Genomic DNA, 250 nt, shown 5'->3' with positions numbered 1-250 from the left:
GACCCCTTAAGAGCTTTAACTCCTTATTAAAAATTGTTCGTTTTGTTTTTCCACAAAATGAAAGTGAATTAATACAAAGGTTTGTTTTAAATACAGATCCACGTAAGCAATTAGCTAGACATGGGTTGGAGTACGCTTCATCTAATAATCTTAATGAATTCACCGAAGAATTAATTGAAAAATTGCAAAGTTCTACAAATGCAGAAAGCAAAGAATGGGCAAATGTCTACAAATTACAAAAAGAGTTACT

Annotated in this window: 1 pseudogene; it reads left to right on the top strand. The window is 31.2% G+C overall.

Annotated elements, in window-relative coordinates:
• Positions 1-250 (top strand): annotated as a pseudogene (locus SB775_RS32185) (AimR family lysis-lysogeny pheromone receptor); the annotation flags it as partial.

Source organism: Peribacillus sp. SIMBA_075, assembly GCF_046534585.1.
The sequence above is the reverse complement of the archived record's forward strand: the minus strand, read 5'-3'. Positions and strand labels throughout refer to the sequence as shown.